Annotated in this window: 22 protein-coding genes; 6 read left to right on the top strand and 16 right to left on the bottom strand. The window is 71.2% G+C overall.

Annotated elements, in window-relative coordinates:
- Positions 1 to 10: 10 nt before the first annotated feature.
- The gene (locus tag ACYVLT_RS06625; RefSeq protein ID WP_461119196.1) at positions 11 to 1291 is read right to left on the bottom strand and encodes an APC family permease; all 1281 of its coding nucleotides are present in this window, start codon (positions 1289 to 1291) and stop codon (positions 11 to 13) included.
- Positions 1288 to 2160 (bottom strand): TIGR03621 family F420-dependent LLM class oxidoreductase, encoded by an 873-nt coding sequence (locus ACYVLT_RS06620; RefSeq protein ID WP_461119195.1) that lies wholly within the window; start codon positions 2158 to 2160, stop codon positions 1288 to 1290. Before ACYVLT_RS06620 ends, ACYVLT_RS06625 begins: the two co-directional genes overlap by 4 nt.
- A 319-nt stretch (positions 2161 to 2479) precedes the next feature.
- Here ACYVLT_RS06620 and ACYVLT_RS06615 point away from each other — a divergent pair, with 319 nt between their 5' ends.
- On the top strand, positions 2480 to 3373 hold the full coding sequence (locus ACYVLT_RS06615) for a DUF6801 domain-containing protein (protein WP_461119194.1): 894 nt from the start codon (positions 2480 to 2482) through the stop codon (positions 3371 to 3373).
- Positions 3374 to 3442: 69 nt separating this feature from the next.
- On the opposite strand, the gene ACYVLT_RS06610 is transcribed toward ACYVLT_RS06615, so the two are convergent.
- The 5 genes from ACYVLT_RS06610 to ACYVLT_RS06590 form a co-directional block, all read right to left on the bottom strand.
- On the bottom strand, positions 3443 to 5452 hold the full coding sequence (locus tag ACYVLT_RS06610) for an ABC transporter permease (protein ID WP_461119193.1): 2010 nt from the start codon (positions 5450 to 5452) through the stop codon (positions 3443 to 3445).
- The gene (locus tag ACYVLT_RS06605) at positions 5449 to 6870 is read right to left on the bottom strand and encodes an extracellular solute-binding protein (RefSeq protein ID WP_461119192.1); all 1422 of its coding nucleotides are present in this window, start codon (positions 6868 to 6870) and stop codon (positions 5449 to 5451) included. The genes ACYVLT_RS06610 and ACYVLT_RS06605 overlap by 4 nt, the downstream gene beginning before the upstream one ends.
- A gap of 500 nt (positions 6871 to 7370) precedes the next feature.
- Complete coding sequence (locus tag ACYVLT_RS06600) at positions 7371 to 7853, bottom strand: DUF5980 family protein (protein WP_461119256.1); 483 nt, start codon at positions 7851 to 7853, stop codon at positions 7371 to 7373.
- A gap of 171 nt (positions 7854 to 8024) precedes the next feature.
- Positions 8025 to 9131: a Gfo/Idh/MocA family protein gene (locus ACYVLT_RS06595; RefSeq protein ID WP_461119191.1), complete on the bottom strand. Its 1107-nt coding sequence runs from the start codon at positions 9129 to 9131 to the stop codon at positions 8025 to 8027.
- On the bottom strand, positions 9101 to 9811 hold the full coding sequence (locus ACYVLT_RS06590) for a ThuA domain-containing protein (protein WP_461119190.1): 711 nt from the start codon (positions 9809 to 9811) through the stop codon (positions 9101 to 9103). Before ACYVLT_RS06590 ends, ACYVLT_RS06595 begins: the two co-directional genes overlap by 31 nt.
- Positions 9812 to 10655: 844 nt before the next feature.
- On the opposite strand from ACYVLT_RS06590, the gene ACYVLT_RS06585 reads away from it, so the two are divergent.
- A complete protein-coding gene (locus tag ACYVLT_RS06585; RefSeq protein WP_461119189.1) occupies positions 10656 to 11663 on the top strand; it encodes a helix-turn-helix domain-containing protein in 1008 nt (335 codons plus the stop codon).
- Positions 11664 to 11931: 268 nt separating this feature from the next.
- Positions 11932 to 12258: a hypothetical protein gene (locus tag ACYVLT_RS06580; protein ID WP_461119188.1), complete on the top strand. Its 327-nt coding sequence runs from the start codon at positions 11932 to 11934 to the stop codon at positions 12256 to 12258.
- 7 nt (positions 12259 to 12265) lie between these two features.
- On the opposite strand, the gene ACYVLT_RS06575 is transcribed toward ACYVLT_RS06580, so the two are convergent.
- Complete coding sequence (locus ACYVLT_RS06575; protein ID WP_461119187.1) at positions 12266 to 16252, bottom strand: hypothetical protein; 3987 nt, start codon at positions 16250 to 16252, stop codon at positions 12266 to 12268.
- A 228-nt stretch (positions 16253 to 16480) separates the two neighbouring features.
- On the opposite strand from ACYVLT_RS06575, the gene ACYVLT_RS06570 reads away from it, so the two are divergent.
- Entirely contained in the window at positions 16481 to 17212 is a 732-nt protein-coding gene (locus ACYVLT_RS06570) for a hypothetical protein (RefSeq protein ID WP_461119186.1), read from the top strand.
- On the opposite strand, the gene ACYVLT_RS06565 is transcribed toward ACYVLT_RS06570, so the two are convergent.
- From ACYVLT_RS06565 to ACYVLT_RS06550, 4 genes are all read right to left on the bottom strand, one after another.
- A complete protein-coding gene (locus ACYVLT_RS06565; protein ID WP_461119185.1) occupies positions 17200 to 18264 on the bottom strand; it encodes a spore photoproduct lyase family protein in 1065 nt (354 codons plus the stop codon). The genes ACYVLT_RS06570 and ACYVLT_RS06565 overlap by 13 nt on opposite strands.
- A gap of 88 nt (positions 18265 to 18352) precedes the next feature.
- Complete coding sequence (locus ACYVLT_RS06560; protein ID WP_461119184.1) at positions 18353 to 19276, bottom strand: DMT family transporter; 924 nt, start codon at positions 19274 to 19276, stop codon at positions 18353 to 18355.
- 4 nt (positions 19277 to 19280) lie between these two features.
- Positions 19281 to 20774 (bottom strand): class I adenylate-forming enzyme family protein, encoded by a 1494-nt coding sequence (locus tag ACYVLT_RS06555; protein ID WP_461119183.1) that lies wholly within the window; start codon positions 20772 to 20774, stop codon positions 19281 to 19283.
- Positions 20765 to 21238 (bottom strand): hypothetical protein, encoded by a 474-nt coding sequence (locus ACYVLT_RS06550; protein ID WP_461119182.1) that lies wholly within the window; start codon positions 21236 to 21238, stop codon positions 20765 to 20767. Before ACYVLT_RS06550 ends, ACYVLT_RS06555 begins: the two co-directional genes overlap by 10 nt.
- 42 nt (positions 21239 to 21280) lie before the next feature.
- On the opposite strand from ACYVLT_RS06550, the gene ACYVLT_RS06545 reads away from it, so the two are divergent.
- Positions 21281 to 21892: a TVP38/TMEM64 family protein gene (locus ACYVLT_RS06545; RefSeq protein ID WP_461119181.1), complete on the top strand. Its 612-nt coding sequence runs from the start codon at positions 21281 to 21283 to the stop codon at positions 21890 to 21892.
- Positions 21893 to 21944: 52 nt separating this feature from the next.
- On the opposite strand, the gene ACYVLT_RS06540 is transcribed toward ACYVLT_RS06545, so the two are convergent.
- The 3 genes from ACYVLT_RS06540 to ACYVLT_RS06530 all read right to left on the bottom strand — a co-directional run bounded on the left by ACYVLT_RS06540 (position 21945) and on the right by ACYVLT_RS06530 (position 23340).
- Positions 21945 to 22550: a DUF305 domain-containing protein gene (locus ACYVLT_RS06540; RefSeq protein ID WP_461119180.1), complete on the bottom strand. Its 606-nt coding sequence runs from the start codon at positions 22548 to 22550 to the stop codon at positions 21945 to 21947.
- Positions 22551 to 22634: 84 nt separating this feature from the next.
- The gene (locus ACYVLT_RS06535) at positions 22635 to 23024 is read right to left on the bottom strand and encodes a DUF6153 family protein (RefSeq protein WP_461119179.1); all 390 of its coding nucleotides are present in this window, start codon (positions 23022 to 23024) and stop codon (positions 22635 to 22637) included.
- 34 nt (positions 23025 to 23058) lie between these two features.
- Positions 23059 to 23340 (bottom strand): metal-sensitive transcriptional regulator, encoded by a 282-nt coding sequence (locus tag ACYVLT_RS06530; protein ID WP_461119178.1) that lies wholly within the window; start codon positions 23338 to 23340, stop codon positions 23059 to 23061.
- A gap of 156 nt (positions 23341 to 23496) precedes the next feature.
- Between ACYVLT_RS06530 and ACYVLT_RS06525 the strand changes: the two genes are divergently transcribed.
- On the top strand, positions 23497 to 23982 hold the full coding sequence (locus ACYVLT_RS06525) for a DUF4396 domain-containing protein (protein ID WP_461119177.1): 486 nt from the start codon (positions 23497 to 23499) through the stop codon (positions 23980 to 23982).
- Between the two features lie 107 nt (positions 23983 to 24089).
- Here the strand turns inward: ACYVLT_RS06525 and ACYVLT_RS06520 are convergent, their stop codons facing one another.
- Positions 24090 to 25427, bottom strand: a complete 1338-nt coding sequence (locus tag ACYVLT_RS06520) for a hypothetical protein (RefSeq protein ID WP_461119176.1) — start codon at positions 25425 to 25427, stop codon at positions 24090 to 24092.
- Positions 25428 to 25436: the final 9 nt, after the last annotated feature.

Genomic DNA, 25436 nt, shown 5'->3' with positions numbered 1-25436 from the left:
GACGTCGGCGTCACTTGACGACTTCCTCCACCGGGTCCTGGCGCCGCTTCCGGTTCCACCGCAGGAACAGCAGCGCCGTCACGGTCACCACCAGCGGCCACAGCATGTACACCGCCGTGGCGACCGTCAGCCCCACCACGCCGAGGAACGCCACCAGCGCGGCGTACCACGCCGGCGACCGCGTCGGCAGGATCTTCAACGCCGCCGCCGTGCCGATCAGGTACACCGCCACGAACTGCCCGGTCGTCAGCAGGACCAGCAGCTTCGCGCCGGTGCCCGTGCCGATGGCCACCGCCAGGGACAGGTAGCACAGCGCCACCACGACCACCAGGCTGCGCCGGGGCACCTCGCCCGCGACCGCGCCGCCGGACAGCCGGTGCGGGAACGCGCCGTCCCGCGCCAGCGCCGCGCTCAGCTTCGACGCGGAGGCCATGTAGGCGTTGATGGACCCGATGGTCAGCAGCACCGCCGCGACGGCCGCCACCACCTTCACGTCGCCGCCGACCGTGCGCGCGATCAGCTGGCCCAGCGGGGCCTCGCCATCGGCGGCGGCCGGGCCGAGCACCGCGATGATCGCGAACGCCACCGACAGGTACAGCAGGCCCACGATCGCCACGGCGATGCCCGTGGCGCGCGGCAGGTCACGCGCCGGGTGGCGGAACTCCTGCGCCAGGTGGGTGATCGCCTCCCACCCGGCGAAGCTCCACACCAGCAGGCCCGCGGCAGGCGCGATGGCGAGCCAGCCGTGCGGCGCGAACGGGGTCAGGTTGCCCATGTCGACGTGCGGCACGGCCAGCAGCACCGAGCCGAGCACCAGGAACACCAGGAGCGCGGCCAGCACGAACTGCACCGCGCCCGAGGCGCGCAGGCCGATCCAGTTCGTCACGGCCATGCTGGTCAGCAGCGTCAGTGCGGTCACCACGACCGTCCACTGCCCGCCGCCGACGGCCTGCTCGACGTACGCGCCGGCGAACAGGGCCGCCGCCGTGGTGCCCGGCGGCACGGCGAAGTAGAAGCACCAGCCGACCACGGCGGACAGGCGCTCGCCGAACGCCAGCCGCGCGTAGGTCGACACGCCGCCCGCGTCCGGGTGCCGTGAGCCCAGCGCCGCGAACGTCGCCGCCAGCGGGGCCGAGAGCAGCACGAGCGCCAGCCACGCCAGCAGCGACGCCGGACCCGCCATGTCGGCCGCCAGCGCGGGCAGCGCGATGACACCCGTGCCCAGCACCGCCCCGACGTACATGGCGGTGCCCTGACCGACGGTCAGCCGACCGCCCTTCGCGCCCGTCATGCGGCCGCGGCGCGGGCGAGCGCGATCGACGGCCCCAGCGCGTCGAGGTACGGCCGCTGCACGCTGAACGACGTGAAGCCGAACCGGGCGTGGGAGGCCGCGACCTGCGCCGCGATCTCGTCCGCGGTGCCGATCAGCATGTACGGCGAGTCGAGCACGACCTCCGCCGTCAGCTCCCAGTCCGCCGCGATCCGCGCGGCCGCCGCCTCCCGGTCGTCGGTCAGCTCGACGACCTGGACGAACGCGTTGAGCGTGACGTCGCGCCCCGCGGCCGCGTCCCGCACGAACGCCACGCGCTCCTCGGTCTCGTCCCAGCCGATGACGCGGAAGTTCCCCGTCGGCTTGCCCTTGATGTGCTTGATGCCGCCCACGCTGACCACGTCGGCGCGTTCGGCGGCCAAGCGCAGCATGCGGTCACCGGTGCCGCCGATCAGCACCGGCGGGTGCTCGACGTCGGTTTCCGCGTCGAGCTGCTTGCGCAGGTCGTCCAGCAGCGAGCCGACGTGCTCGACCCGCGCGTCCATCGGCGTCCACGGGATGCCGGCCAGGTCGAACTCCTGCTTGATGATCCCGGCGCCGATCCCGAGCTGCAGCCGCCCGCCGCTCATCCGCTGCACGGTCTGCACCTCCCTGGACAGCACCGACGAGTTCCAGAAGGCGCCGTTGAGCACGTAGGTGCCGACCTGGAGGGTGGGCGAGACCTGGGCGGCGAGGTTCAACACCGAGAACGGCGACGTCCGATTCGGCCCGAGGTGGTCGACGGCCAGCACGGAGTCGAACCCGTACCCCTCGGCCGCGCGGCACGACTCGACGAGCGCGTCGTGCGTGGCCGGAGTAGCCAACGTGATCCCGAACGATAAGTGGTGCACAGCGTTCCCCCGCGGTTCGTGGTCGGCAAAATACGCAAACAGTTCCGCGCGGGGACGACGCAGGTCAACTCCCTCCCAAAACCGGTGCGGTATGGGCCGATAGCGATCCCCGATCACGTCACGCGAATGGCCGCGCCTGAACGGTCCACCCACCGCCCGGCGCGTGCGCGAGGTGGTGGGGGAACAGCCCGACCACCGCCTCGCCAACCCCGTCCGGCACCACGACTCCGCCACCCACTGCGACTGAATGGTCCACGCACACCGACCGTGAGACGAGGAATACTGTCGGTGGGCGAGTGACCACGGAGGGGACGTTCAGTTGCGCAAGAGATGGAACACGTTCCGCGTCACCGCCCTGTCCCTGGCATCGGTCCTGGTGGCCGCCGGGGCGTTGACGGGGGCCGCGGGTCCGGCGTCGGCGCAGACGACCGCGGTGCGGATGAGCTACACCTGCACGACCTCTCCCGGACCGACCGTCGGGATGACCGTGTGGGTCGTCGGCGGCCTGCCGGACGAGGGCGCGGGCCCGAACAGCGCCCCCAGCGGCAACTACGCCCACATCGACGTGGACCTCGACCTGCGCGAGCTGCGCCCGGCCCTGCCGGTGGGCAGCGGGGTGCGCCTGGACGGCGACAGCACCGCGACGCTCGACGCGACGATCACCGGCCCGGACGGGACGCGGACCACCCAAGCCGCGTTCACCCTCGCGCCCATCTGGATCACCGACGTCCGCAGCACCGCCGTGCGGGCCGCAGGTGCCTTCCCGGCGCAGTACCTGGGTACGCCGGGCGCCTACGACCTGCACGTGGACGACCTGACGCTGAACTTGCGCCCCGAACGCGCCGACGGCACACCCCTCGGCACGATCACCGCGTCCTGCTCCCACGACCCGGCGCAGAACGACGTGCTGGGCACCATCCAGGCGCAGGCCGCCCACTTCGACCGGCCGCTGCGCCCGACCGAGCTGCGGGTGGTCTCGGCGACGCCGACGTCCGTGACACTGGCCTGGGACGCCCGCTCCTGGTGGAACCCGACCGCGGGCTACGACGTGTACCTGGACGGCGGGCACGTCGTCTTCGTCACGGAGAAGCAGGCGACCATCACCGGGCTGACGCCGGACAAGCAGCACCGGGCGAAGGTCGTCACCGTGGACGTGCGAGGCAGCTGGTCGAACCTGAGCCAGGGCCTGATCTTCACCCTGCCCCGAGCCTGATCCCGCGCGACCCGCCGACCACCGGGGTCCGTCGAGCGGCGGACCCCGGTCGCCCGGTCGCGCGCACGCTCATCCCTTCACCGCCCCCGCGGTGAGGCCCTCGGTCAGGAAGCGCTGCCCCAGCCCGTACATGACCGCGACCGGGATGCTGATCAGTAGTGAGGCGGCGGCCAGTTGGCCCTGCGGCACGACGTCACCGAAGATCATCGACTGCATGCCGACGGGCAGCGTCTTGTAGTCGTCCTTGGTGATGAACACGAAGGCGAACAGGAACTCGTTCCACGCGTTGGTGAGCGTGAACAGCGCGACCGCGAGCAGACCCGGTTTGGCCAGCGGCAGCACGATCCGGATGAACGCCCCGAACCGCGTGCAGCCGTCGACCAGCGCGGCCTCCTCCAGGTCGGCCGGGATCGACTTGAAGTAGCCGACGAGCAGCCACGTCGCGAACGGCAGGGTGAACGTGGGGTAGGCGAGCACGAGCGACCACAACGAGTCGTTGAGCCCGATCCCGCTCATCATCTGGTACAGCGGGATGAACAGCAGCGCGCCCGGCATCACGTAGGTGAGCAGGATCGTGACCGTGAAGCTCTCCGAACCCCGGAACCTCAGCCGCGCCAGCGCGTAGCCGGCCAGCGCCGCGCAGACCAGGGCGATCACGGTGGACGCCACCGACACCAGGATCGTGTTGACGTACCAGGTGCCGAACGCCCTGCCGGTGAACAGGTTGGTGAACTGCTCGGTGCTCCACGGGGTCGGCCAGAGGTCGTCGGTGCGCGCGACGATCTGGTCGTCGGACTTGAAGGCCGTGATCGTCATCCAGTAGATCGGGATGAGCACGAAGCCCAGCAGGCCGACGAGCGCGATCCCCGTGCCGGTGCCGCTGACCAGGCGCGCGGCCGTCCGGTTGCCGCGCGCGGCGAGCGCGGAGACGACCCGTCCGACGGCGGCCGCGAGCACCACGAACACGCCGAGCACGAGCGCGGCCTTCCACACGATCTGCGGTGACGCCCAGACCAGCACGAGCACCGAGCCCGCGACGACCACCCACGGCAGCGCCCGGCGCTGCGCGGGAGTCAGCCGCCTGCGCCCCAGGTCGCCCGCGCCCGGCAGGTCGCTGCGTCGCATCATCCGCACGAGGATCACCACGAGGATGCCGATGATCGGCAGCATCACCAGCGTGACCGCGGCGCCCGCGCCCAGCTGCAGCTGCTGGATGGCCTTGGAGTAGGCCACCATCACGTACGGGGCGGTCGCGTCCCCCGGCCCGCCCTGGGTCATCAGCCAGATCAGGTCGAAGTTGTTGAACGTCCAGATCGACGACAGCAACACCGTCACGATCATGATGTTGCGCAGTCCCGGCAGCGTGATGTGCACGAAGCGCTGCCACGGCGAGGCGCCGTCCACCACCGCCGCCTCGTAGAGACCGCCGTCGATGGCCTTGAGCCCGGCCAGGAACGTCACCGTGAAGAACGGGATCCCCTTCCAGACGTTGACCAGGATGACGGCCGGCATCGCGAGCGCCGGGTCGGACAGCCACTCCGCGGGCCACTTGTCGACGAGCCCGATCGCGGCGAGGGCGGGCCCGATCCCGGAGTCGGTCAGCAGGACGTTGATGCTGCCGAAGATCGGGTCGAACAAGGACCGCCACGTGAAGGCCGTGACGACCGTCGGCACCACCCACGGCAGCAGGATCACCCCGGCGAGGATCGTCCGGCCGCGCCGCATGTGGTGCAGCATCAACGCCGCGATGAGACCGAGGGTCACCTTGAAGATCTCGGCGTACGCGGTGAAGACGAACGAGTTGAGCACGCCCTTGTGGAACACGGTGTCGTCGACGAGGTCGATGTAGTTGTCCAGCCCGACGAAGACCGTCTCCGCGCCGTGGCGCTCCGTGGTGCTGGTGAAGATCGAACTGACGATCGGGAACAGGATCAGGCTTGCGACCAGCAACAGCGTCGGCCCGATGAACACGGCGGCGAGGCGCCAGTCGCGTCCGAGCAGGCGCTGCGACGAGGTGAGCGAGGACGACGCGCTCGACGCCGGACTGGCCGGCGCCGGCCGCGGCCGCAGGAGGGTCACTGCTTGAAGCCCTGCTGCTCGAAGACCTGGACGATCCGGGCGTGGGTCGCGGCGACGGCGTCGGCCGGCCGGGTGCCCTGGATGACCGACTGCATCATGTCGGTCAGCAGGTAGGCGGCGGTGGCGGCTTGCTCGCCGGGGCTCGGGGCCTGGGGGAAGGCGTAGCCGGTCTTGGTGACCAGTGGGAGCGGCGTGCGGGTCTGCTCCCGCAGCGCGGGGAAGGCCGGGTCACCGCTGGTGTAGTACGGGTCGGAGTCCCACACCTTGTCCCACGCGGGGTTGACCAGGCACGGTGCGCCCTTCGCGACGCCGAGCAGCGCGCTCCCGCCGACCATGAACTTCGCCACCAGCTTGGCGAGGTCGGGGTTCTTCGCCCCCTTGAACACGACGAACGAGTTGGACTCGCCGTACGCGAGCGGCCGGTCGATCGCCGGTCCGGTGGCGCCGTTGAACGGGTGCGTGTTGGCGTAGACCGGGTTGTTCTTGGTCTTCGAGTCGGCGTAGACGCTGAACTGGTTGAGCGTGAGCCCCAGGATCTGGGCCAGCCAGTTCTCGTTGTTGCTGGAGTCGGTCCAGCTGCCGACCCCGGGCGGCAGCATCGGCGCGTACTTCGGGTTGGTGTAGATGTCGCCGATGAACGTGACCGCGGCGACCGTCTCCGGCGAGTTGAACACCACCTTCGTGCCGGTGTTGTCCGCGATCGCACCGCCGTAGCAGTTGATGACGTTCGCGATGAAGCCGTTGGCGTCGCCGGAGCGGTTCACCGTGAGACCCCAGCCGTAGCGCCGCTTCGCCGGGTCGGAGACCTCCAACGCGTTGTCGCGTAACTCCTCCCACGTGTAGTGGGGCTTGAGCGGGAGGCCCTTCTCCTCGTACCAGTCCTTGCGCAGGTACATCGCGGCCGCGATGAAGTGGTACGGGATCGCGTACCAGCGCCCGCCGAACACGCAGAAGTTGGTCGCCTCCGTCGAGGGCTCCCCGTAGAGCGCGCGCATCTCCTCGACCACGTCGGTGACGTCGGTGAGGGCGCCGAGGTTGTGGAGCTGGCCGACGAACCGCCGGTCGCTCATGAAGGCCAGGTCGCGGGTGGTGCCCGCTTTCACCTCGGTGTCCATCTTCGCGACCATGTCGCCCGCGTCGCCGGAGACCAGGTCGTTGCGGACCGTGGTACCGGTGGCCTGCGCGAACGCCTGCAGCGACCGGTCCAGCGCCTGGTTGGCGGCCTCCGAGTAGAGCTTCTGCGAGAGCATGCCCACCGACCCGCCGCGCAGCGACGCCGCCTGGTCGAGCAGCGCCTGGGGCACCTGGACGTCGACCTGCGGCGCGGCGGGACCGCCCCCGCACCCGGCGAGACCGAGCACGCCCAGCGCGCTCATCCCGAGGAACGCGCGCCTCGACAGATCCGTCTTCTCTTCCATGACAACTCCTCTCGCGCCCGAGCGAGCGGACGCTTGCCGACGGGCGACGTTGCAACCGGCGGGACAGCGAGGCGAGCGCCGCGCTGCCGGTCGTGCACGCGGCGGACGACGCCGAACTGCTGAGGCGTTGTCCTGGCAGCCCGTCGAACGGCCCGGACGAGCTACGGGGCCGCCACAGCGGTAACCGACCACGCCGGGCACGGGCTCCAGCCCCGGTACGGCCGCCCGTTGCGCGGAGTCGAGAGCACCGCTGGACAATTCCCGCTGGACGATTATCGCGGTGGCCACGCTCCGCGCGACGCCGCCAACCAGCCGCACTCCGGTCGATCGCGAACGCGACCCAGGTCGTCCACCGCGAGACCGGAGACTCCCGCAGTGGACGAACACTCGCTTTCGACGTGCACGTCTACCGGCAATGCCACCCCTGCCAGGCCACCAGCCACATCGCCGCCATCAACGGGTGGCTGCACCACGGCCGAACACGGCCTGGCGACCGGGGTTCACCCCCGCCCTTGCATGCAATCGACCCAGGACGCGGTGGTGACGACGATGTCGGCCGGATGGGTTTCGGTCACGGTCCCGTCCGAGACCCATATCTGCGCGCGGTACTTCGCCAACGGCACCGTCGCGGATCCCGCAACGAGGATGAACCCGTTGATCGTGACCGCACCGTCGTCGGGGTCGGGGTAGTTCGAGCCCGGCGGGATGTGGTACTCCGTGGCGGTCCAGCCGGGCGGCAGGTCGCGCATCCCGAAGTCGAGGTCGGTGGACCAGTTCCCGGTGACCGCGAAGATGAAGTAGGACTGGTGGATCCTCCCGTCGGGGCCGTACTGGACGCACATCCGTTGTGGGGCGCCGAAGTTCTCCAGGTGCCACGTGTGGGTTTGCGAGGCCGGCCGCGCCGACGCGACGGCCGATGAGCCGACCAGGGACAGCAGGAGCACCGAGACCAGGGTGAGCGCCGATCTGGCGATCCGAGGCATCACTCTCACCGAATCCCTCCTGAACTGGTGTGGAAACGCTTTCCCCGACGCTAGCGACCGGATCTCAGAATTCACTGAGACCCTCGATCGGTTCCGGCGCGAGGAAGGCCGGGGGTGTAGGAGGACCCGGTGGGTGTTGCGAAATTTTTCGTATTCGGTCGCGGGGCGTCGTCAGCGCCTGGTGGCCCACTCCTCCGCCGGGGTGAGCGGAACCGGCGCCGGGCGTTCGACCGTGGTCGTCAGGGCGATCCTCCGCCCTTCGTCCGCGGCGCGGAGCACGGTGGTCATCGTTTCGAGCACGTGCAACGCGAGTTCGCCGCCTGCGCGCGGGGGGTGTTGTCCGCGGGCCGTGATCAGGTCGAGCAGGCCGATGCCGCGGCCGGCGCCGGCGTAGCCCGCGCTCGGGAGCAGTTCCCGCCACTCGGTCCCGCCCAGCGGGAAGAGCCGGGTCGTGCCGTCGAAGTGGTTGGGGTCCGGGACCGCGAGGGTGCCGGTCTCGCCGTGCACCTCGATCGGCGCGGTGGTGGTGGTCACGCCGTCGAAGCTGGTCGTGATGGTGGAGAGCGCGCCGTTGGCGTGTTCGAGCACGCCGGAGACGTGGCTCGCCACCTCGACCGGTATCCGCTGACCCGCCCTGGGGCCGGACCCGATGACGCGCTCGTCGCGCAGCCGGCTCGCCATGCCGATCACCGCGCGCACCGGGCCGAGGAGGTGGACCAGCGCGGCGATGTAGTACGGCCCCATGTCCATCAGGGGACCGCCGCCCTCGGCGTAGTAGAAGTCGGGGTTGGGGTGCCAGCGCTCGTGCCCCGGCGTGACCATCACGGCCGACGCGGACAGCGGACGCCCGATGAGCCCGCCGTCGATCGCGGCGCGCGCGGTCTGCGTGCCCGTGCCGAGGACGGTGTCGGGGGCGCAGCCCACCCGGACGCCGGCCGCGGCGGCCCGGTCGACGATCGCCCGGCCCTCCTCGAACGTCACGGCGAGGGGCTTCTCGCCGAACACGTTCTTGCCCGCGTCGAGGGCGCGCAGCGCGATCCCGGCGTGGGCCGCGGGAGTGGTGAGGTTGAGCACGGTGTCGACGTCCGAACCGTCGAGCAGGTCCTCGACGTGCACCGCGGCGGCGTCCGGGAGCTCGGCGGCGACCGCGGCCGACCGGGCGGCGTCGAGGTCGGCGACCGCCGTGATGCGCACCGCCGGGTGGGCGCCGAGTGTGTCCAGGTACGCGCGGGAGATGACCCCGAGGCCTACGACGCCGACGCGGTGCGGGTCGCCCACAGCATTCCCCTCTCGATGACGGTGCGGACGTCGGCGTGTTCCAGCACGTCCAGGCTGTGCCCGGGGGTCGTCACGACGATCCGCCCGGCGCCCCACTGCCGGGTCCAGACGGCCGGGGAGGTGACCGGCCGGCGCCACGGCTGCCACTCCGGGGCCGGGTGGGTCGTGGTGGCCAGCACGTCGATCAAGTCGTCGTGCAGCACCCAGTACTGCTCGGTGACCAGCTCGAAGTCCTCGATGCCCGCGGTGATCGGGTGCTCACGGCCGAGTGCGGTGATGTTCACGGTGTGCGGCAGGTAGTTGTCCTCCGGCCGGCCCGTGCGCTCGCCCGGCTGCTTGCCCGGGTGCGTCGCGAACTGGCCGCCCACCAGGTGCAGGTAGTCCGACGAGGCGCGGAACGAGTCCGCGATGCCACCGTGCCAGCCGGTGAAACCGGTGCCCGCCTCGACCGCCGCACGCAGCCCGGCCACCTCCCGGTCGGTGATCTGCGACATCGTCACGCACTGCACGACCAGGTCGGTGTCGGCCAGTTCGGCGTCGTCGGCGTACACCTCGGTCGAGTCCTCGACCCGCACGGCGTAGCCGCCGCGCTCCAGGAACGGGATGAACAAGTCGGTCGCCTCGACCGGCCGGTGACCCTCCCACCCGCCGCGGACCACCAGTGCCTTCGGCTGCCTCACGCGCACCCCCGGGCCAAGTGGAGAACGCGCCCTGCGGGCAGTTCCCGGGCGGTCACGCCTCCCGTTCCGGAAGCCGTCGCTGCGGCGAGGGCAGTGCTCTTCAGGCCCATGGTTCCCTTCCGGAATGGCCGGCTCGATCAATTCCGAAGCTACTGCCGGGTGCTTGAACGGTCAAGTAGCTGGTGGGGAGCTGTCCCCGTCGGGATTGCACGAAACATTTCGGGGACGGGTGGGCGTTCCGGGTCGATCGCAGTCCGAAGTGGACGAACGTCGACGGTTCGGTCCGGGTGCGCGGCGGGCGGGCGGACATGCCCGCCGATGATGGTGTGGGACCAAGCCGGTGGGCGCCGTGGGATCGCTGTCATCTGCACAAACGCCGGTCGTGCCGGTGGTCGTGCCGGTGTGGGCGTCTCGGCGCGGGGGAGGGGCGCGGAGCCGGGACCTGGACGCGGTGGGCGGGAACGCATCCACCAGCGATCCCGTCGTGTTCCGTGGGAACGGCGAGGTGGCGGTGGTAAGCCTGGTGGGTCCGCGACGACGCCCTCACACTGGAGGGCGACTCATGGGTTTCTGCTGTCACCGGGAGGTCCGGCCGGCGGCCGGGGGTCGCGGCAGGCGTCGTACCGATATCGCAGTACGTGCCCGATGCGGACAACCAGCGACCGCGCGCGCAGGATCATCCTGAAACTCGGTGTCGCGTCACGGGTCGGTGCCGCGGTCGCGTTCGCCAAGTGGAACGCCCGGGGGAGCACGGGGGGATGTGACGGTTCCTGCATGGCGGAAGACGACAGTGCACCAAGGTCCAAGCCCACGAGAAACGCGCACTGCTACCGGGGGGTTGAGCGTGGATACCTTCATCCGCACTTCGGACTACCTGCGTGAAGAGCGGTTCGAGAGGTGGCGGGAACTCGTTTCGAGCACCGTCTCGACACCTATCGAGTTCGTCTGCGACGAGCCCCGGGATTACCGCGGCATATTACGGGGATCACCGTTCGGGGACGTCCTGGTCAGCAATGTGGCGTGCTCCCCGTGCCGGGTGACGCGCTCCGAGAAGATGATCCGGCGCGCTGATCTCGAAGTCGTGCACGTCATGGTGGTGGAGCGTGGTGCGGCGCGATTCGACCAGGCGGGTGTGGCTACCGAAGGCTCCACCGGAGATGTGATCCTCTACGGGAGTTGGCGTCCTTACGTCATCGCCGACGACGGGCACGGGCACAACGTCACCCATGCGACGATTCCTTTCGGGCGGATGCCGATTCGCCGCAACGACCTGGAGCTCCTGTTCGGCACTCCGCTGTCCGGTCGGCAGGGGGTCAGCGGCTTGCTGGCGCAGTTCCTCACCGGTCTCGCCGCGGATGTCGACGCGTTCGAGGGCACGACCCCCGTGCGGCTGGGCGAAGTGCTGACGGACCTGGTGACGACGTTGGTCGCCGAGGCGGTCGACGCTGCGCCGGTCGTTCCCGCCGACAGCGCGGAACGTGCTCTGATGGCCCAGATCCACGACTTCATCCGGCGGCACCTGCACGATCCGAAGCTCACGCCGGCCGTGGTGGCCGCGGCGCACCACATATCGGTGCGGGCACTGCAACGCTTGTTCCAGCAGCGCGGCCGCACCGTCACCGGCTGGATACGCCACCAACGACTGGAACGCTGCCGGCGGGACCTCGTCAAGTCCGAGCTGGCGGCACGGTCGGTGCACGCGATCGCCGCCCGCTGGGGCTTCGTCGACCCCGCGCACTTCAGCCGCACGTTCCGCGCCGCCTACGGGGTGCCGCCCGGTGAGTACCGGGCGCACGCCGTGGCCACCGCGAGTGTCGCGGGCGGTCAACCTGCCGGCGGCCGCGGTCAATGACACGTCGGACGCGTACGGCGAGACTCGGCAACGGTTGGAGCGTCCGGGTGCCCAGGGGGGAGGCAGCCCGGGCAGTGCGGCGGAGCCGGTCGAACTCGACGCCACCCCAGGGCGTTGCGACCCGGCTCCGCCGCATGGCGTTCACCGGGTATCCGAGCGGCCTCGGGGGCGTCCAGGCTTGTCATCATGCCCCGCAAACGTTCACGTTCCGCTTTCGCTCGGCTACGGTGTGGTCAGCCGATTCCGGGAGGTGCCGGTGAAGGCACGAGTGCTCGCAGTGGCAGGCGCCGTCATCATGGTCGCCGCCCCCGCGCCGGCGGTGGCCGCACCGACCCTCGACGTCGTCTGCCAGACGTACGGCGGCAGGTTCTCCTGCTTCACCGCCCGGAGCGGCGGTTCGCCGATGACCGTCACCTGGACCCGCAACGGCGTCCACGTGCCCGCTTGGGACGGCAGCGGGTTCGTCTTCGGCCAGTGCGCGCTCGGCGAGGTGGTGACCATCGGCGCGACGGTGACCGACCCCACCGGGTCCGCGACGGACGACGAAACGTTCCCGTGCAACACCGGTCCCTGGCCCGAAGGTGCGGTTCGCTGATCGGCCGTCATCGCGAGGTCACGGGGAACGCATCCTCGAACCCGTGCCAGGTCCGCAGGTGGGCGGTGGCCGTGACCGGGTCCGCCGCGAGCCAGGTGCGGGTCAGCGCCAGTGATTCCACCTCGGTGGCGTCGGTGCCCGCCAACCGGGCCACGACTTCGTCACCGCGCTCGCAGAACGTCCGCACCACGGCCTCGGCGTACTGCAGGTAGACGCGGAACTGCTCGTTGACCAGCATGAGGTCCTCGGACGTGCCGCCGGGTTGCGGACCCGCCAGCCGGTACCCCCGCAGCGCGGCGCTGTCCACCTCGACCCGCGGCGCGTTGACGATGTGCTGCCGCAGCCGCATGGCGAACGCCTCGAACCGGTCGGTCAGCCGAGCCGCCAGGCTCTCGCACACCGCTTCGAGGTCCGCGGCCACCAACGCGCGCGCAACGTCGGCGAGCCGGCGCTTGTCCTCCTTGTCGAGCAGGTAGTACAGCTCGTACGCCACCCGGTTCAGGTCGCGCGGCAGACCGCCGGACAGCGCGTGGCACAGCCAGACGAACGGTTCGGGCAGTTTCGCGGACCGCTGCATCAGCAGCAGCCGGGTGTCGGCCAGCGTGAACCTCCGCACCCGGACGACGCTGTCGAACGCGGAGTCGAACGCCGTGCGGACGGTCAGCGAGCGGCCGGAGAACGAGGCGAGCGCGTCGTCGGAGACCGTCACCAGGAAGAAGCACCGCGTGCTGCCGAAGATCGCCTTGATGTCGTTGAGGAACCGCTCGGCCTCGGCCGCCGACCCGATCTTGTCCAGTTCGTCGATGCACACCACGATCCGCCCTCGGGTCCGGTCCGCCGCGGCCGTCTCGTCGGGGGAGCCGGCACCCGCGCGGCGTGCGGACTTCTGGTCCGTGAGCAGCCGCAGGAACGCCTCGAACTCGTCGACCAGTTCCGGCAGCGTCTTCGCCCGGCCCGCACGCGCCAGCGCGTGGGAGCCGCCGAACTCGGCCCCGCCCGGGGGCTTCACGGCCGCGGTGCGGGTGACGGTCGTGGTGTCCACCAACCGCAGACCTTCGAGCCGCCGGCGCGCTTCGCGCTTGACGTGGTCGTCGAAGCCGCCCCGGTCCTGCCACCTCCTCCGCAGCACCCACACCGGAATGACGGCCAGCAGCAGTCCCCCCGCCACCGCCAAGCCCCGCCAGTTCGGCGGTACCCACCCGGCCGCACCCACCAGCCACGGCCACTGCCAGGCGCACAGGGCGATCAGCAGGCCGACCGGCGTCAGGAGCAGCGGCCGCCACCGCCACCACCGGGGCGGCGGCTCGTCGTCCACGTCGAGCACCGACGTGCACAGCTTCGCGTACAGGTGGACGAGGAACTCCCGTGAGTCGTAGTTCGTCGGCGCCGAGACCAGCAGGGCCCGATCGTCCAGGCGCGCGCCGAAACCCAACTTCCCGATCATCCTGAGCACGGTGCTCTTGCCCACGCCCCGAGGACCGCAGATGCCGATGGCCCCGCGGGTCAACGAGTCCATGGTGTGGGCCAGTCGGTGCATGGTGTCGGTCGGGACGTACTGGGCGACCTCGGTCACGTCACCGAGGCCGGGCACGGCGTCGGCCGGCGGCATCGTGGTGCGGTAGGAGCGGCCGACACCGGTGAGCCGCGCCGCCACGAGCTGCCGCACACCGACCTCGACCAGGGCGTGGACCCACGCCTCGTGGGCTCGGACGGCCCTCTGCCGCAGGTCCCTGAGCTGCCGCGTCTTCGGCACCGGCCACTTCGCCGGGTCGTCGACCGACAGGGCGGTGACCAGCTTTCTCAACCGCGCTCCCAACAGCGCGAAGCACAGCGCCACGACACCCGATACCGCGCCGATGGCGACGACGGCGGGCGAGACGTCCTCCACCGTGCTGAGCAAGCCCGCGAGAAACGTCAGCGATCCCGCCGTGACCAGGCCGAAGACCAGGTGACCGACACCCCGGTAGGGATTGCCGGGTCGGCCACCCGGCACCCACCAGGACACGACCACCACGATGACCACCGCGCAGAGCAGACTCGCCATCTCGACGCTGACCAGCCCGCTGGCGCGCCAGGTGGTGATCTCGGCGGCGAGCACGATCGCCACGATGCCCAGGACGCTGATGGACCCGGACATCTCGACCAGGTCGACCGCGGAATCCCACGGGCGCGGCACCGCGCGACCGCGGTAGCGGTCCCTGGCCGCGAGGTACTGCCGGCGAACGCCGGCCGTGGCCGCCACGAGGGCGTCGACGTGCATGTCGATGTCGGCGGCCACCCCGTCCACGAACTCGCGGAGCCGGTCCCCGTCGAGCACGCCGGGGACGCCCATCCGGCGGCAGGCGTGGTCGGCGAGGTCGTAGCGCATGGCCGAGATCTGCCGGGCTGTCGTCCTCGCCGTGCCGAGGCCGATCTGCTCGAATCGCGCCTTCGTCAAGGTGCGCGGCACCGAGTCGTCCTGGAAGCGGTACACACCACCTTCCCGGTGCAGCAGCGGCGCGGCAGGGCCCAGGACAGTCAGGCTGAAGAGCAACGAACCGCTCCTGGGCAGCAGCGACGCGACCAGGCAACGCACCGAGGCGGACCACGCCGCACCGGACAGGACCAAAGCCGCGAAGAGCTGCGGCAACTGCTCGTCGAAGTGCACCGAGGCGCGCGAGCTCGCGGAGATGATCGCCGTGACGCCGATGGTCAGGCCCAACCCGCAGGCCAAGCGGACGAGGGCAACCGCCGCGTCCTGCCGCACTACGGTGCGCGGGGAGTCCATGTGATCCTCCTCCACCACGACCACCTTGCCGCGCAGCCACATCAAGGCTCCACCACCGATGCACGCCGTGAGGATCGACAACGCCGTCGGCAAGTCCCCGTTCAGCCAGACCCACGATCCGGCCGCCACGAGACCGCCCAAGCCACCGCCCGCGAGCCACAACCAACCCCTCGGCCTCACGGCGCTCGGGTCGTACTTCACCGGGAGCAGCGTCGGTTCGGGCCGGTGCACGACCGCCGCGACCACTACCGCGATGAGCACGCCGATCAGCACTCGGTACAGCCCGTGCAAGTCCTCGGGCGACGACTGGTCGAGCACGGTGCCCCAGCCTGAGACGGGGTAGGCGACGAACCCGCCGGTCAGCAGGGCGAGGACCACCCACGCCGAGCGCGGGACCGGCTCGGGCAGCCGCCACCAGGCGATACCCGACTCGCCGGTGGTGCGCGCCCAGTGGGCCATGCCCCGCAGCCAGGAGCGGACCTCGCCGGCCGGTTCGTCCAGCAGGTGCTCCTCGACCTTGGCGACGTCGTCGAACGCGGACGGGTCCAGCAGCCCCGACGGGTCGGCTCCCGGCTTCGAGTACGTCTGCACGAACACGAACCTGATGACCAGGTCGGAGAGAGCCGTCGCGAGTGGTCCCGACGGGTTGGCGCGGACCTCGTCGGCGATCCGGGGCCAGCGGCGCAACAGCGCGTGCAGCGGTGGCGGGTCGAGGGTCAGGGTCGGCATCGCGCCGTCGACGTCGATCGGACGACTGGTCAGCAGCACCGGCACCGCCAGCTCGCGCACCTCGGTCACGAACCGCGTGCGCAGCCCGGCGGCGAGCCGGTCCACGCCGTCGACGATGACGTGCACCAGGCCGGCGTCGACCAGCGCGGACGCGGCCGCACGCCCGACCGGCCACTCGGCTGCCAACCGCCGTTCCACCCACTCGCGCACACCCGTCCCGGCGTGCCAGGTGTCCAGCCGGAAGACCACCGGCACCGGCTCGCCCGCGCCACGCCGTCGCAGCACCTCGTACTGGTAACGGACGCTCAGCAACGACTTGCCGGACCCCGGCCCGCCGACGACCAGCAACGGTGTTCCGGCGGCGAGGAAGTCCTCCAGGGGAGGGGTGAACTCGACCGCGTCCCCGTCGACTTCGGCGGTCCGCCCCACCTGGTCGGCGAGCTGGTCGGCCAACGCGACGAGACCCGCTCGCGTGCTCGTGTCGACGGCAGTGGACATGGCGACAACCTCCATCGGTCGTCGGCGGGTGCTCCGGGCGGTGGACCGACCGGTTCGGGAGGTACCCCGATGTCTTGGTGTCGCTGGTCCGAACGGGGGTGTTAGCACGTCTGAACGGACGCGGCCCGATTCACGAGCGGTCGGGGCGACGAATAGGTGCTGTCGCTGAATGGGGTGACCATTTGCTGCTTGGCCACGACCGTGCCGAGGCGTCGATAGAGTCCCGGCATGGAAGGCGTTCGCAACAAGATGAGCGGTCAAGCCTCCGTGGTGATCCAGGTGCGTGACATCCACGGCGATGTAATCGTGCACGGCGACGGCCAGGGGATGCCCGCCGATGCGCTGCCGCTGATGGTCACGGCCTCGCTGGAGTGGGCCAGGGAACAATACGGAATGCACCACGTGGTCGCCGGGCCGATCAGCCGGGTGGCACCGGGAGGAGACCTGCGGGAATTCATCCGGTGGCTGGCCGACCACGAGGTCAAGCCGTCGGACAACACCCGGCTGAAGCTGTTGGTGGAGGGCGTCCGCCCGCAGGCGGTGGTGTTGACCGACCTGGTCATCGCGGTGCAAGCCCGCGTTCCTTCGGGGCCTCCGGAGGGTGTCGAGCTGTTCTCCCCGCAGCTGTTCCACAAGCTGGAGCCCAGGTGGTTCCGGGCCGACCTGCGCGGCGGGGACCGGGTGTCGGTCGTCCCGAACTCGGCACGTGGCCAGAGCGGCGAGTTCCCGTACGTGGTGCACCAGGCGGAGCCGGAGCAGTTCGCCGTGGACCTGGAGCTCGGCGACCAGGACGTGGAGTGGCTCGCCGAGCTGCACTGGACCAGCGCCGGGCGCTCCGGCGTGCTGGAGATCAGCGATCGGGGCAAGCCGTTCGTGAGCCGTTCCGCGGCGGGCCGGCCGCGCTACGACTGGGACTTCGACGCGCGCCGGTGGTCCCTCGGTCGACCTCAGAACGCGTAGCGGACGCGCAGGTACGGTGCGTGCCGGGTGATCAGGTCCAGCAGCTCGTCCAGCAGGCCGCGCTTGAGGCCCCGCCGGTAGCGGACGTTGACGCCGCCGCCCTCGCTGCGCTTCACCTCCTGCAGGTCGGGCCGCCACAGGACGTCCTCGGCGCGGGGGTGCCAGCGCAGGTTCACCTCGTGCAACGCCTGGTTGTGGGTGAGCATGATGATCTCCGCGGCCAGCTGGTCGCGGGTGGCGGGCCGGACCGCGTCGCCCAGCGCCACCAACAGCTCGCGCCAGTCGTCCAACCACCCGTCGTGCACGACGACCGGGCTGAGGTTGACGTGCACCTCGTACCCGGCGGCGTGGAAGTCGTCCAGGGCGGCGAGCCGATCGGCGATCGGGCTGGTGCGGATGTCGAGGAGCTTCGCGGTGCGTTCGGGCATCAGGGAGAACCGCACCCGCGTGCGGCCTCGCGGGTCCCAGTCGAGCAGGTCGCGGTTGACGTGCTTGGTCGCGAACGACGCCTTGGCGGTGGGCAGGTCGCGGAACAGCTCCACCAGGTCGCGCACGTTGTCGCTGACCAGCGCGTCCACCGAGCAGTCCGAGTTCTCCCCGATGTCGTACACCCACGACGCGTCGTCCACCTGGCCGGGCTCGGTCATCGGTCCCTGCCGCGCGACGTGCCGGGCCAGGTAGCCGGTGATCTGCTCGATGTTCGCGAACACCGTGACCGGGTTGGAGTAGCCCTTGCGCCGCGGCACGTAGCAGTACGCGCAGGCCATCGCGCACCCGTTGGCCGTGGACGGTGCGATGAAGTGCGCCGATCGCCCGTTGGGCCGGGCGCCGAGCGACTTCTTCACCCCCAGCACCAGTGCCTCCTGCTTGATCCGCACCCAACGGCGGGCATTCGCCTCGTCGCCGTGCAGCTCGGGGATGCGCCAGTGGCTGTCGACCTCGACGCGCTCCGCGGCGGGGAACCGGTCGAGCACCTCGCGCCCGCGCGGCAGGTCCGCGGCGGCGGGCTCCACGTAGATGCGGGTCGGCGAGATCAGCGGCTGGGTGGTCACCCCTCCAGTGTCCGAGCGGGACCGACGGAACGGCGCGTCGAGCGGTGCGCTGTGGGCCGGTTCACCTCGGCCGACCGGGTGGCGGTCGTCACGGTGCCGCGCGCCCGTCGCCCGTGGTCACCCTCGCCGCAGGCACGGCCGGCCTGGGCTTGCCGCGCGACACCGCGACGCCGACCAGGCACAGCAGGCCGCCCGCGAGCGCCACGAGACCGGGCACCTCGTCCAGCAGCGCCCACGACATCAGCACGACGATCACCGGCACCAGGTACGTCGTGGCGCCGAGCGTCCCGGTGGTCATGTGGGAGAGCGCGTACGCCCACGTGTAGAACGCCAGCGCGGTCGGCAGCAACCCCAGGTACACCACCGAGATCGTCGCGCTCGCCGGGGCGTCGCGCAGGTCGGCGACGAGCTGCCCGCCGAACGGCAGGCACGCGACCGCGCCGACCAGGCAGCCGAACGTGGTGGCCTGGAGGGCGGACGCGTGCCGCAGCGCGGGCTTCTGCGCCACCACCCCGACCGCGTACCCCGCCGCCGCGAGCACGCACAGCAGCACACCGCGGGTGGTCGAGCCGCCACCGCCGTCGGCGAGCCCGACCGCCGCCACGCCCGCGAACGCGATCGCGAGCCCGGCCAGCAGCCGGGCCGGGAAGCCCTCGCGCAGCAGCCACCCGGCCAGGAACGCCACCATGATCGGGCCCACACCGACGATCAGCGCGGCCGTGCCGGCGTCCGCGTACCGCTCACCCCAGTTCAGCGCGACCATGTACAGCGCGAACCAGGACAGCCCGGAGCCGATGATCCCCGGCCAGGCCGCTCTCGGCGGCACGCCGACACCGCGCACCGCGGCGATCGCACCGAGCGCGACCGCGCCGACCAGCAACCGGCCCAGCGCGAGCGACCCCGGCTCGAAGTGCTCGCCCGCGTACCGGATGCCGACGAACGCCGACGCCCACAGCACCATGGTCACCAGGACCGCCGCGGCGGCCTTCCCGCTGACACCGCTCCGCTCCACCGGCTCAACCCCCCGCCATCGCCCGGATGTCACGTCGTCGCAGCTTCCCGGTCGGCGTCCGGGGCAGCTCGGTCACGAAGACCACGTCCTCCGGGACCTTGTACCAGGTCAGCGTGGCGTGCGCACTGGCGAGCAGCTCGGCCCGCACCTGCTCCGGCGACGCGTCGTCCGCCAACGCCACGAAAGCGCGCAGCGTCGTGACACCGGTCTCGCGCCGCGCCGAGCACACCGCCGCCTCGCGCACCCCGGGGTGTCGCATGAGCAGGTCCTCGGTCTCGGCGGGGTGCACGTTCTGGCCGCCGACGATCTCCACGTCGTCCAACCGACCGTGCAGCCGCACGTACCCGTCCTCGTCCGCGGTGGCCGCGTCACCGGTGGCGTACCAGGAGTCACCGGCCCGCGCCGGCGGGTCGCTGCCCCGCCGGACGCCCAGCGCGATCGACGGCCCCGCCACCTCCAGCGCGCCCGGCACACCCGGCGGCACCTCGGCGCCCGCCTCGTCCACGATCCGCATCCGGTACGGCGGCAGGATCCGCCCGATCGTGTGGTCACGGTGGTGGTCGACGGCGTTGGCCACCAGGGCGTGCCCGATCTCCGTGGTGCCGAAGATGTTCAGCAGCCGCTCGCCGAGCACCCGCCGCAGCCGTGTCTCCAGCACGTCCGGCAGCACCTCGCCGGCGACCAGCGCCAGCCGGAGCCCCGACAGCGCCGCGTGGTCGGGGTGGCGGAGCAGCCGGGCGTAGAAGCTCGGTTGGCCGTAGAACACCGTCACGCCGCGGTCCCTGATGATCCGCAGCGCGTCGTCCTCGGTCGCCCGTGCCCGCGACAGCACCGTGGCGCCGCCCCGGTGCAGCGGCAGGAACACGGAGTTGCCCAGCCCGTAGGCGAAGTACATCCGCGACACCGAGAACGTGACGTCGTCCGGCGTGATGCCGACGACCGACCCGATGGCCTGCTCGAACACGCCGGGGTCGCCGTGGGTGTGGAAGCACAGCTTCGGGTCGCCAGTGGTGCCCGAGGTGAACACCGCGTACGCCGGGCTGTCGGACGTCGTCGGGGCGTACGGGGCGGCACCGTCCACCCGGAGGTCCTCCGGCGCGATCACGTCGGCGGGCGGACCGCCAAGGTCCTCCTCGCACACGACGGCGTCCGGCACCGCGATGTCGAGCGCGCGGCGCACCTCGTCCGGGTGCATGGTCGAGTTCACCGGCACCGCGACCGCGCCGATCCGCACCGCGCCGAGGAACGCCCAGACCACGTCGATGCCGTCCGGCAGCACCAGCGCGATCCGGCTGCCGACGCCGAGCCCTCGCGCGGCGTACGCGGCGGCGGCCCGGCCCGCGCCCTCGTAGACGTCGGCGAACCGATAGGTCTCGGCGCCGACGTGGTAGGCCGGGCGGTTCAGCCAGCCGTTGTCGCGCGCGAGCACTTCGAGCCGTTGGACCAGATTCCCGACAACGCGCGGATCACCGCTCAAGGCATGGTTCTTCACCGACATGATTCCCCCATCATCACGTCGAAGGTCGGCCACGACTCCCCAGGTCGTCGCCGTGGTCGAGATTGACGGCCCTCGGTGCGGGGTGTCAAGCAGCATTGATCGCCCGCGCTCTCGTGCACTCGGTGAATCGAGTTGAATTCGCAGGTGGGCACGCTTAAGCTCACACGTTCGAGTGAATTCCGGCGGTCGTTCCGGGAAATGCGGGCGGAAACGTCGTCATCCTGATTCGGCACCGGTCGGGTCGAGTCGGGCCAACCGGCCACCGCGTCCGCGCCGCGCAGCACCCGCAGGCCGCCGTGCGGCACCGAGCCGCTGTCGGCGCGGAGCACGACGTCGGGGTCGAGGATGGCCGGCAGGCCCTCGAAGTCACTGCCGCGCGCGGCGTCCGGAACGTCGTCACCGGTGGCGGCAGTACTGTGGTCGAGAGGGTGCGTATCGAGGCGGGAGCGGGTTTGGCGGGCCACGTGCGGGTGGGTGTTGTCCGCCTCGTCTCACTGGTGCTCATCGTGGCGGCGCTTGCCGCGGGCGTGCTCACGGGCGTGACGCCGGACGTCGCCGAGTTGCGCGGCTGGGTGGAGGCCACGGGTGCGGCGGCCCCGTTCGTGTTCGTGGTCGTGTCGGCGGCGGGGTCGGTGGCGCTGGTGCCCAAGCCGCTGCTGAGCGTCGCGGGTGGGGCGCTGTTCGGGCCGCTGGTCGGCACCTGCGCCGTGGTGGCCGGTGTGACGGTCGGCGCGTTGGCCGGCTTCGTGATCGCCCGTCGGCTGGGCCGCGACGTGGTTCGCCCGTGGACCGCTCGGGGCCGGTTGGCGCGGGTCGACCGGATGCTCGAACGCCGCGGCTTCCCGGCGGTCATCGCCCTGCGGTTGCTGCCCGTCGTGCCGTTCGGCCTGGTCAACTACGCCGCCGGGCTCAGCGGCCTGCACGTCGGCGCGTTCGCGCTGGGAACCGCCGTCGGCGTGGTCCCCGCGACGTTGGTCTACACGGCCGCGGGCGCCTCGCTGACCACGATGACGGTCGGCCAGTGGCTGCTGGCGGGCGCGGCGGTCGGTCTTCCCGCCGTGGTCGGTTTCCTGCTGGTCCGACGCGGCCGGTCGGCCGAGGAGCCGTCCACCGGGTGACCGCGGCCCTGCACCACGTCCGACAGGCGGACGTGGTGCAGGGCCGGTGGGGTCAGTCGCCCTGGGGGAGCAGGCCCTCCATCTCGGTGATCTCCGCCTGCTGGGCGTCGATGATCCGCCGCGCCAGCTCCTTGGCGTCGGCGTTGCGGCCCTGCCGCAACTGCGCCTGGGCCATGTCGATCGCGCCCCGGTGGTGCTCGATCATGGCTGCCAGGAACATCCGGTCGAAGTCGGTGTCCTTGGCGGCCTTCAGCCGGTCCGACTCCTCGGCGCTCATCATGCCGGGCGTCGAGCCGTGGGCGTCGTGGCCGGCGTCGGGCGACGTCTCGACGCCCCACGCGTCGAGCCACCCGGTCATGGTCTTGATCTCCGGGTCCTGGGCCTGCTCGACGCGTGCGGCGAGGTCGAGGATGGTCGCGTTGCCCGTGCGTCCTCGTGCGAGCCCGGCCATCTCGATCGCACCCTCGTGGTGGGGGATCATGTCCCGGGCGAACGCGATGTCGGCGTCGTTGTGGTCCCCGGAGGGCTCCGCGGTCGCGCTCGTCCTGCTCGTGTCGTGGCCGCCGGTGTTCGAACCGGTGCCGCATCCCGCGAGGGTGAGGGCGAGGCCGGTGGTCAGGACGGCAAGCGCCGCCCCGACCAGGTTCTTCCTGGTCATGGTGGTGTTCGTTCCTCTGCGTCCGATCGGTTGGTGCGGTGCGGGGCACGTCGACGTCCGCAGTGGACGACGACGCGCGACCTGTCACAGCCGCAGGACGCAGAGAGAAGCCAGCACGGCCGGTGTGCCGCGTGGGCGTGGGGGAGGGGCGCGCGGCGTCATCGTGCGGGCGGAGAGCCGGCGCGACACGTCGCCCGCCGCGCGACGGCGCAGCAGGAGCACGGCCAGGCTCAGGCCCAGCGCGGCGTACAGCACGGCCAGGCACAGGTGCACGATGTCGTGCCCCTCACCGGGCGCGGGCACGGGCTCGTGCTCCGGTGACGCGACCGGTCCGATGTGGTCGCAGCACACGACCGTCGTCGCCGAGTGCGCGGTCGCGTCGTGCGTGCCGAGATGGTGCATCCCGACCACGGCGAGCACGACAGCCCAGACGAGCGCCCAGTGCAGGGCTCGGGCACGGGCGGTCGTGGGCACGCGGCCACTATACCCAGAGGGGGTAACGCCGACGTCAGGAGCGCACGAGTCGGCCGATGGCCGCGCTCGCCTCGGCGATCTTGTCGGCCGCCACCTCGCCGCCCTGCCGGGCGGCTTCGGCCACGCAGTGCTTGAGGTGCTCGTCGAGCAGTCCGAGGGAAACGGCCTGGAGGGCCTTCGTGGCCGCCGCGATCTGGGTGAGCACGTCGATGCAGTACTCGTCGTTCTCGACCATGCGCTGCAACCCGCGCACCTGACCCTCGATGCGACGCAACCGCTTGAGGTGGCCTTCGCGGCTGTCGGAGTAGCCCGGCATGGCGCGTTCCCTTCCGTCGCGTGGTCGGACCCGACGATACGCGGGCCGGGCGCGGGCTTGGGGCCGTTCGGGTAGCCGCTCGTGTTGCGTACCCCCTGGGGGTATGTTACGTTGACGTGCATACCCCCAGCAGGTATATGAGTACGGGAGTCGGACATGCAACACGAGCACCACGACCACGAGGCCCACCACGCGCACGCCGGGGGAGCCGGGTGGCGCACGGCCGCGTCGGCGACGCTGCACTGCCTGACCGGCTGCGCCATCGGTGAGGTGCTGGGCATGGTGATCGGCACGGCGCTCGGCTGGAGCGCCCTCGCCACCATCGCGCTGGCCGTCGCACTGGCCTTCGTGTTCGGCTACGCGTTGACCATGCGCGGTGTGCTCAAGGCGGGCGTCGGTTTCCGGCGGGCGCTCAAGGTGGCGTTGGCGGCCGACACCGTGTCGATCATCGTCATGGAGGTCGTCGACAACGGCGTGATGGTCGTGGTGCCCGGTGCGATGGACGCGGGCCTGGCCAGCCCCTTGTTCTGGGGCGCACTCGCCTTCGCGTTCGCGGTCGCCTTCGTGGTCACCGTGCCGGTGAACAAGTGGCTCATCGGCCGCGGGCTCGGCCACGCGGTCGTCCACGCCTACCACCACTGAGCAGGCGGGTTCCGGCCCCGTCCTCGGTGTGCGAACGGACGTGCGAGGCCCCGGAAACCGGGACCTCGCACGTCGTACCGCGGTGTTCGATCAGGCGAAGACGTCGATCAGGCGAAGATGCCGAACACGTCGATCACCAGGTGCGTGTAGCCCGCGTTGTTGTAGAACTCGTGCGCGGGGCGGTACACGTTGTCGATCTCGTCGTACGCGCTGCCCAGGCGCACGGTGGCCATGTTCGGCGAGGTCTGGCCGGGGACCAGGTTCAGCGCCGAGGTGTTGGGCCTGCTCGTGCCCGCCGGGAACGGGGTGACGTAGGTGTTCGCCGTCGGCTCCGTGCCCGTCAGGTTCAGCAGCAGGCTGTTGTTCACGGCCAGCTCGGGGTCCAGGTAGAGCAGGGTCAGCTTGCCGGCGGGCTCGATCGGCGTGAGGTCGTCACGGGTGTCGAACGCACGACCGGGGGTCACCGGGTAGAAGTCCGCGCCACCGCTCTCGGTGGGCAGGTAGTACCCCGTGATGTCCACGATCAGGTGGAGGAAGCCGGCGTTGTTGTACAGGCTGACCTTGCGGTCCGCGCTCAGGGCGACGGTCACGCCGTTCGGCGTGGCGCCACCGGGCACGACGTTGAGGCTCGACGCGGTCGGCCGGGTGGAGCCCGACGGCCACGCGGTCACGTAGGTGTTGGCGGTCGCGTCGACACCGGTGACGTTCAGCGACACCGCCGTCGCGCCGGACGGCACGCCCGACGACGCGAAGTCGATGCTGCGGGACTCGCCGGCGTAGAACGCGCCGCCGGTGTTGCGGGAGTCGTACACGCGGGTCGGACCGGTGGCGAAGTACCGGCCGGGCGTGGTGAACCCGGCACCCGGGTTGTCGTGGACGTAGTAGCCCGCGACATCGGCGATCAGGTGGGTGCTACCCGCGTTGTTGTACAGGTTGATCGTGTTGCCGAGCGACACGTAGGTGGTGACCGAGTTGGCGCGGGTCTCGCCGGGCACCAGGTTCAGGGTCGACACACCCGGTCTGGGGATGTCGCCGCCCTCCCACACCGAGACGTAGGTGTTGGCGGTGGGCGAGGTGCCGGTCACGTTCAGCACGACCGCGAGGGCGTAGGTCGGGAGGTTGTCGACGGCGACCTCGATCTTGCTGCCGCCGGCGACCGGCGTGGTGACGCCGTTGCGGCCGAGGCCGGAGCGGGTGTCCAGGATGCGGCGGGGGGCGGACGGGATGAACCGCGTGCCCTGGTACTCCGCTGCCTGGGCGGTGCTCTCCCCGGTGGTCTTGGTGCCGAAGGGCCGGCCGGGACGGCTGGTCCCGTTCGACACCTCGGTGCGGGCGACCTGCTCCCCGTTGCGGGCGGACGCGGGCTCGGCGGTGGCCGGAGCCGCGCCGGTCACCACGGCCGCGGTCGCCGCCGTGGCGACCAGCAGCGCTGCGGAACGACGCATTGATCCTCT

The sequence above is a fragment of the Saccharothrix stipae genome (assembly GCF_054781895.1).
The sequence above is the reverse complement of the archived record's forward strand: the minus strand, read 5'-3'. Positions and strand labels throughout refer to the sequence as shown.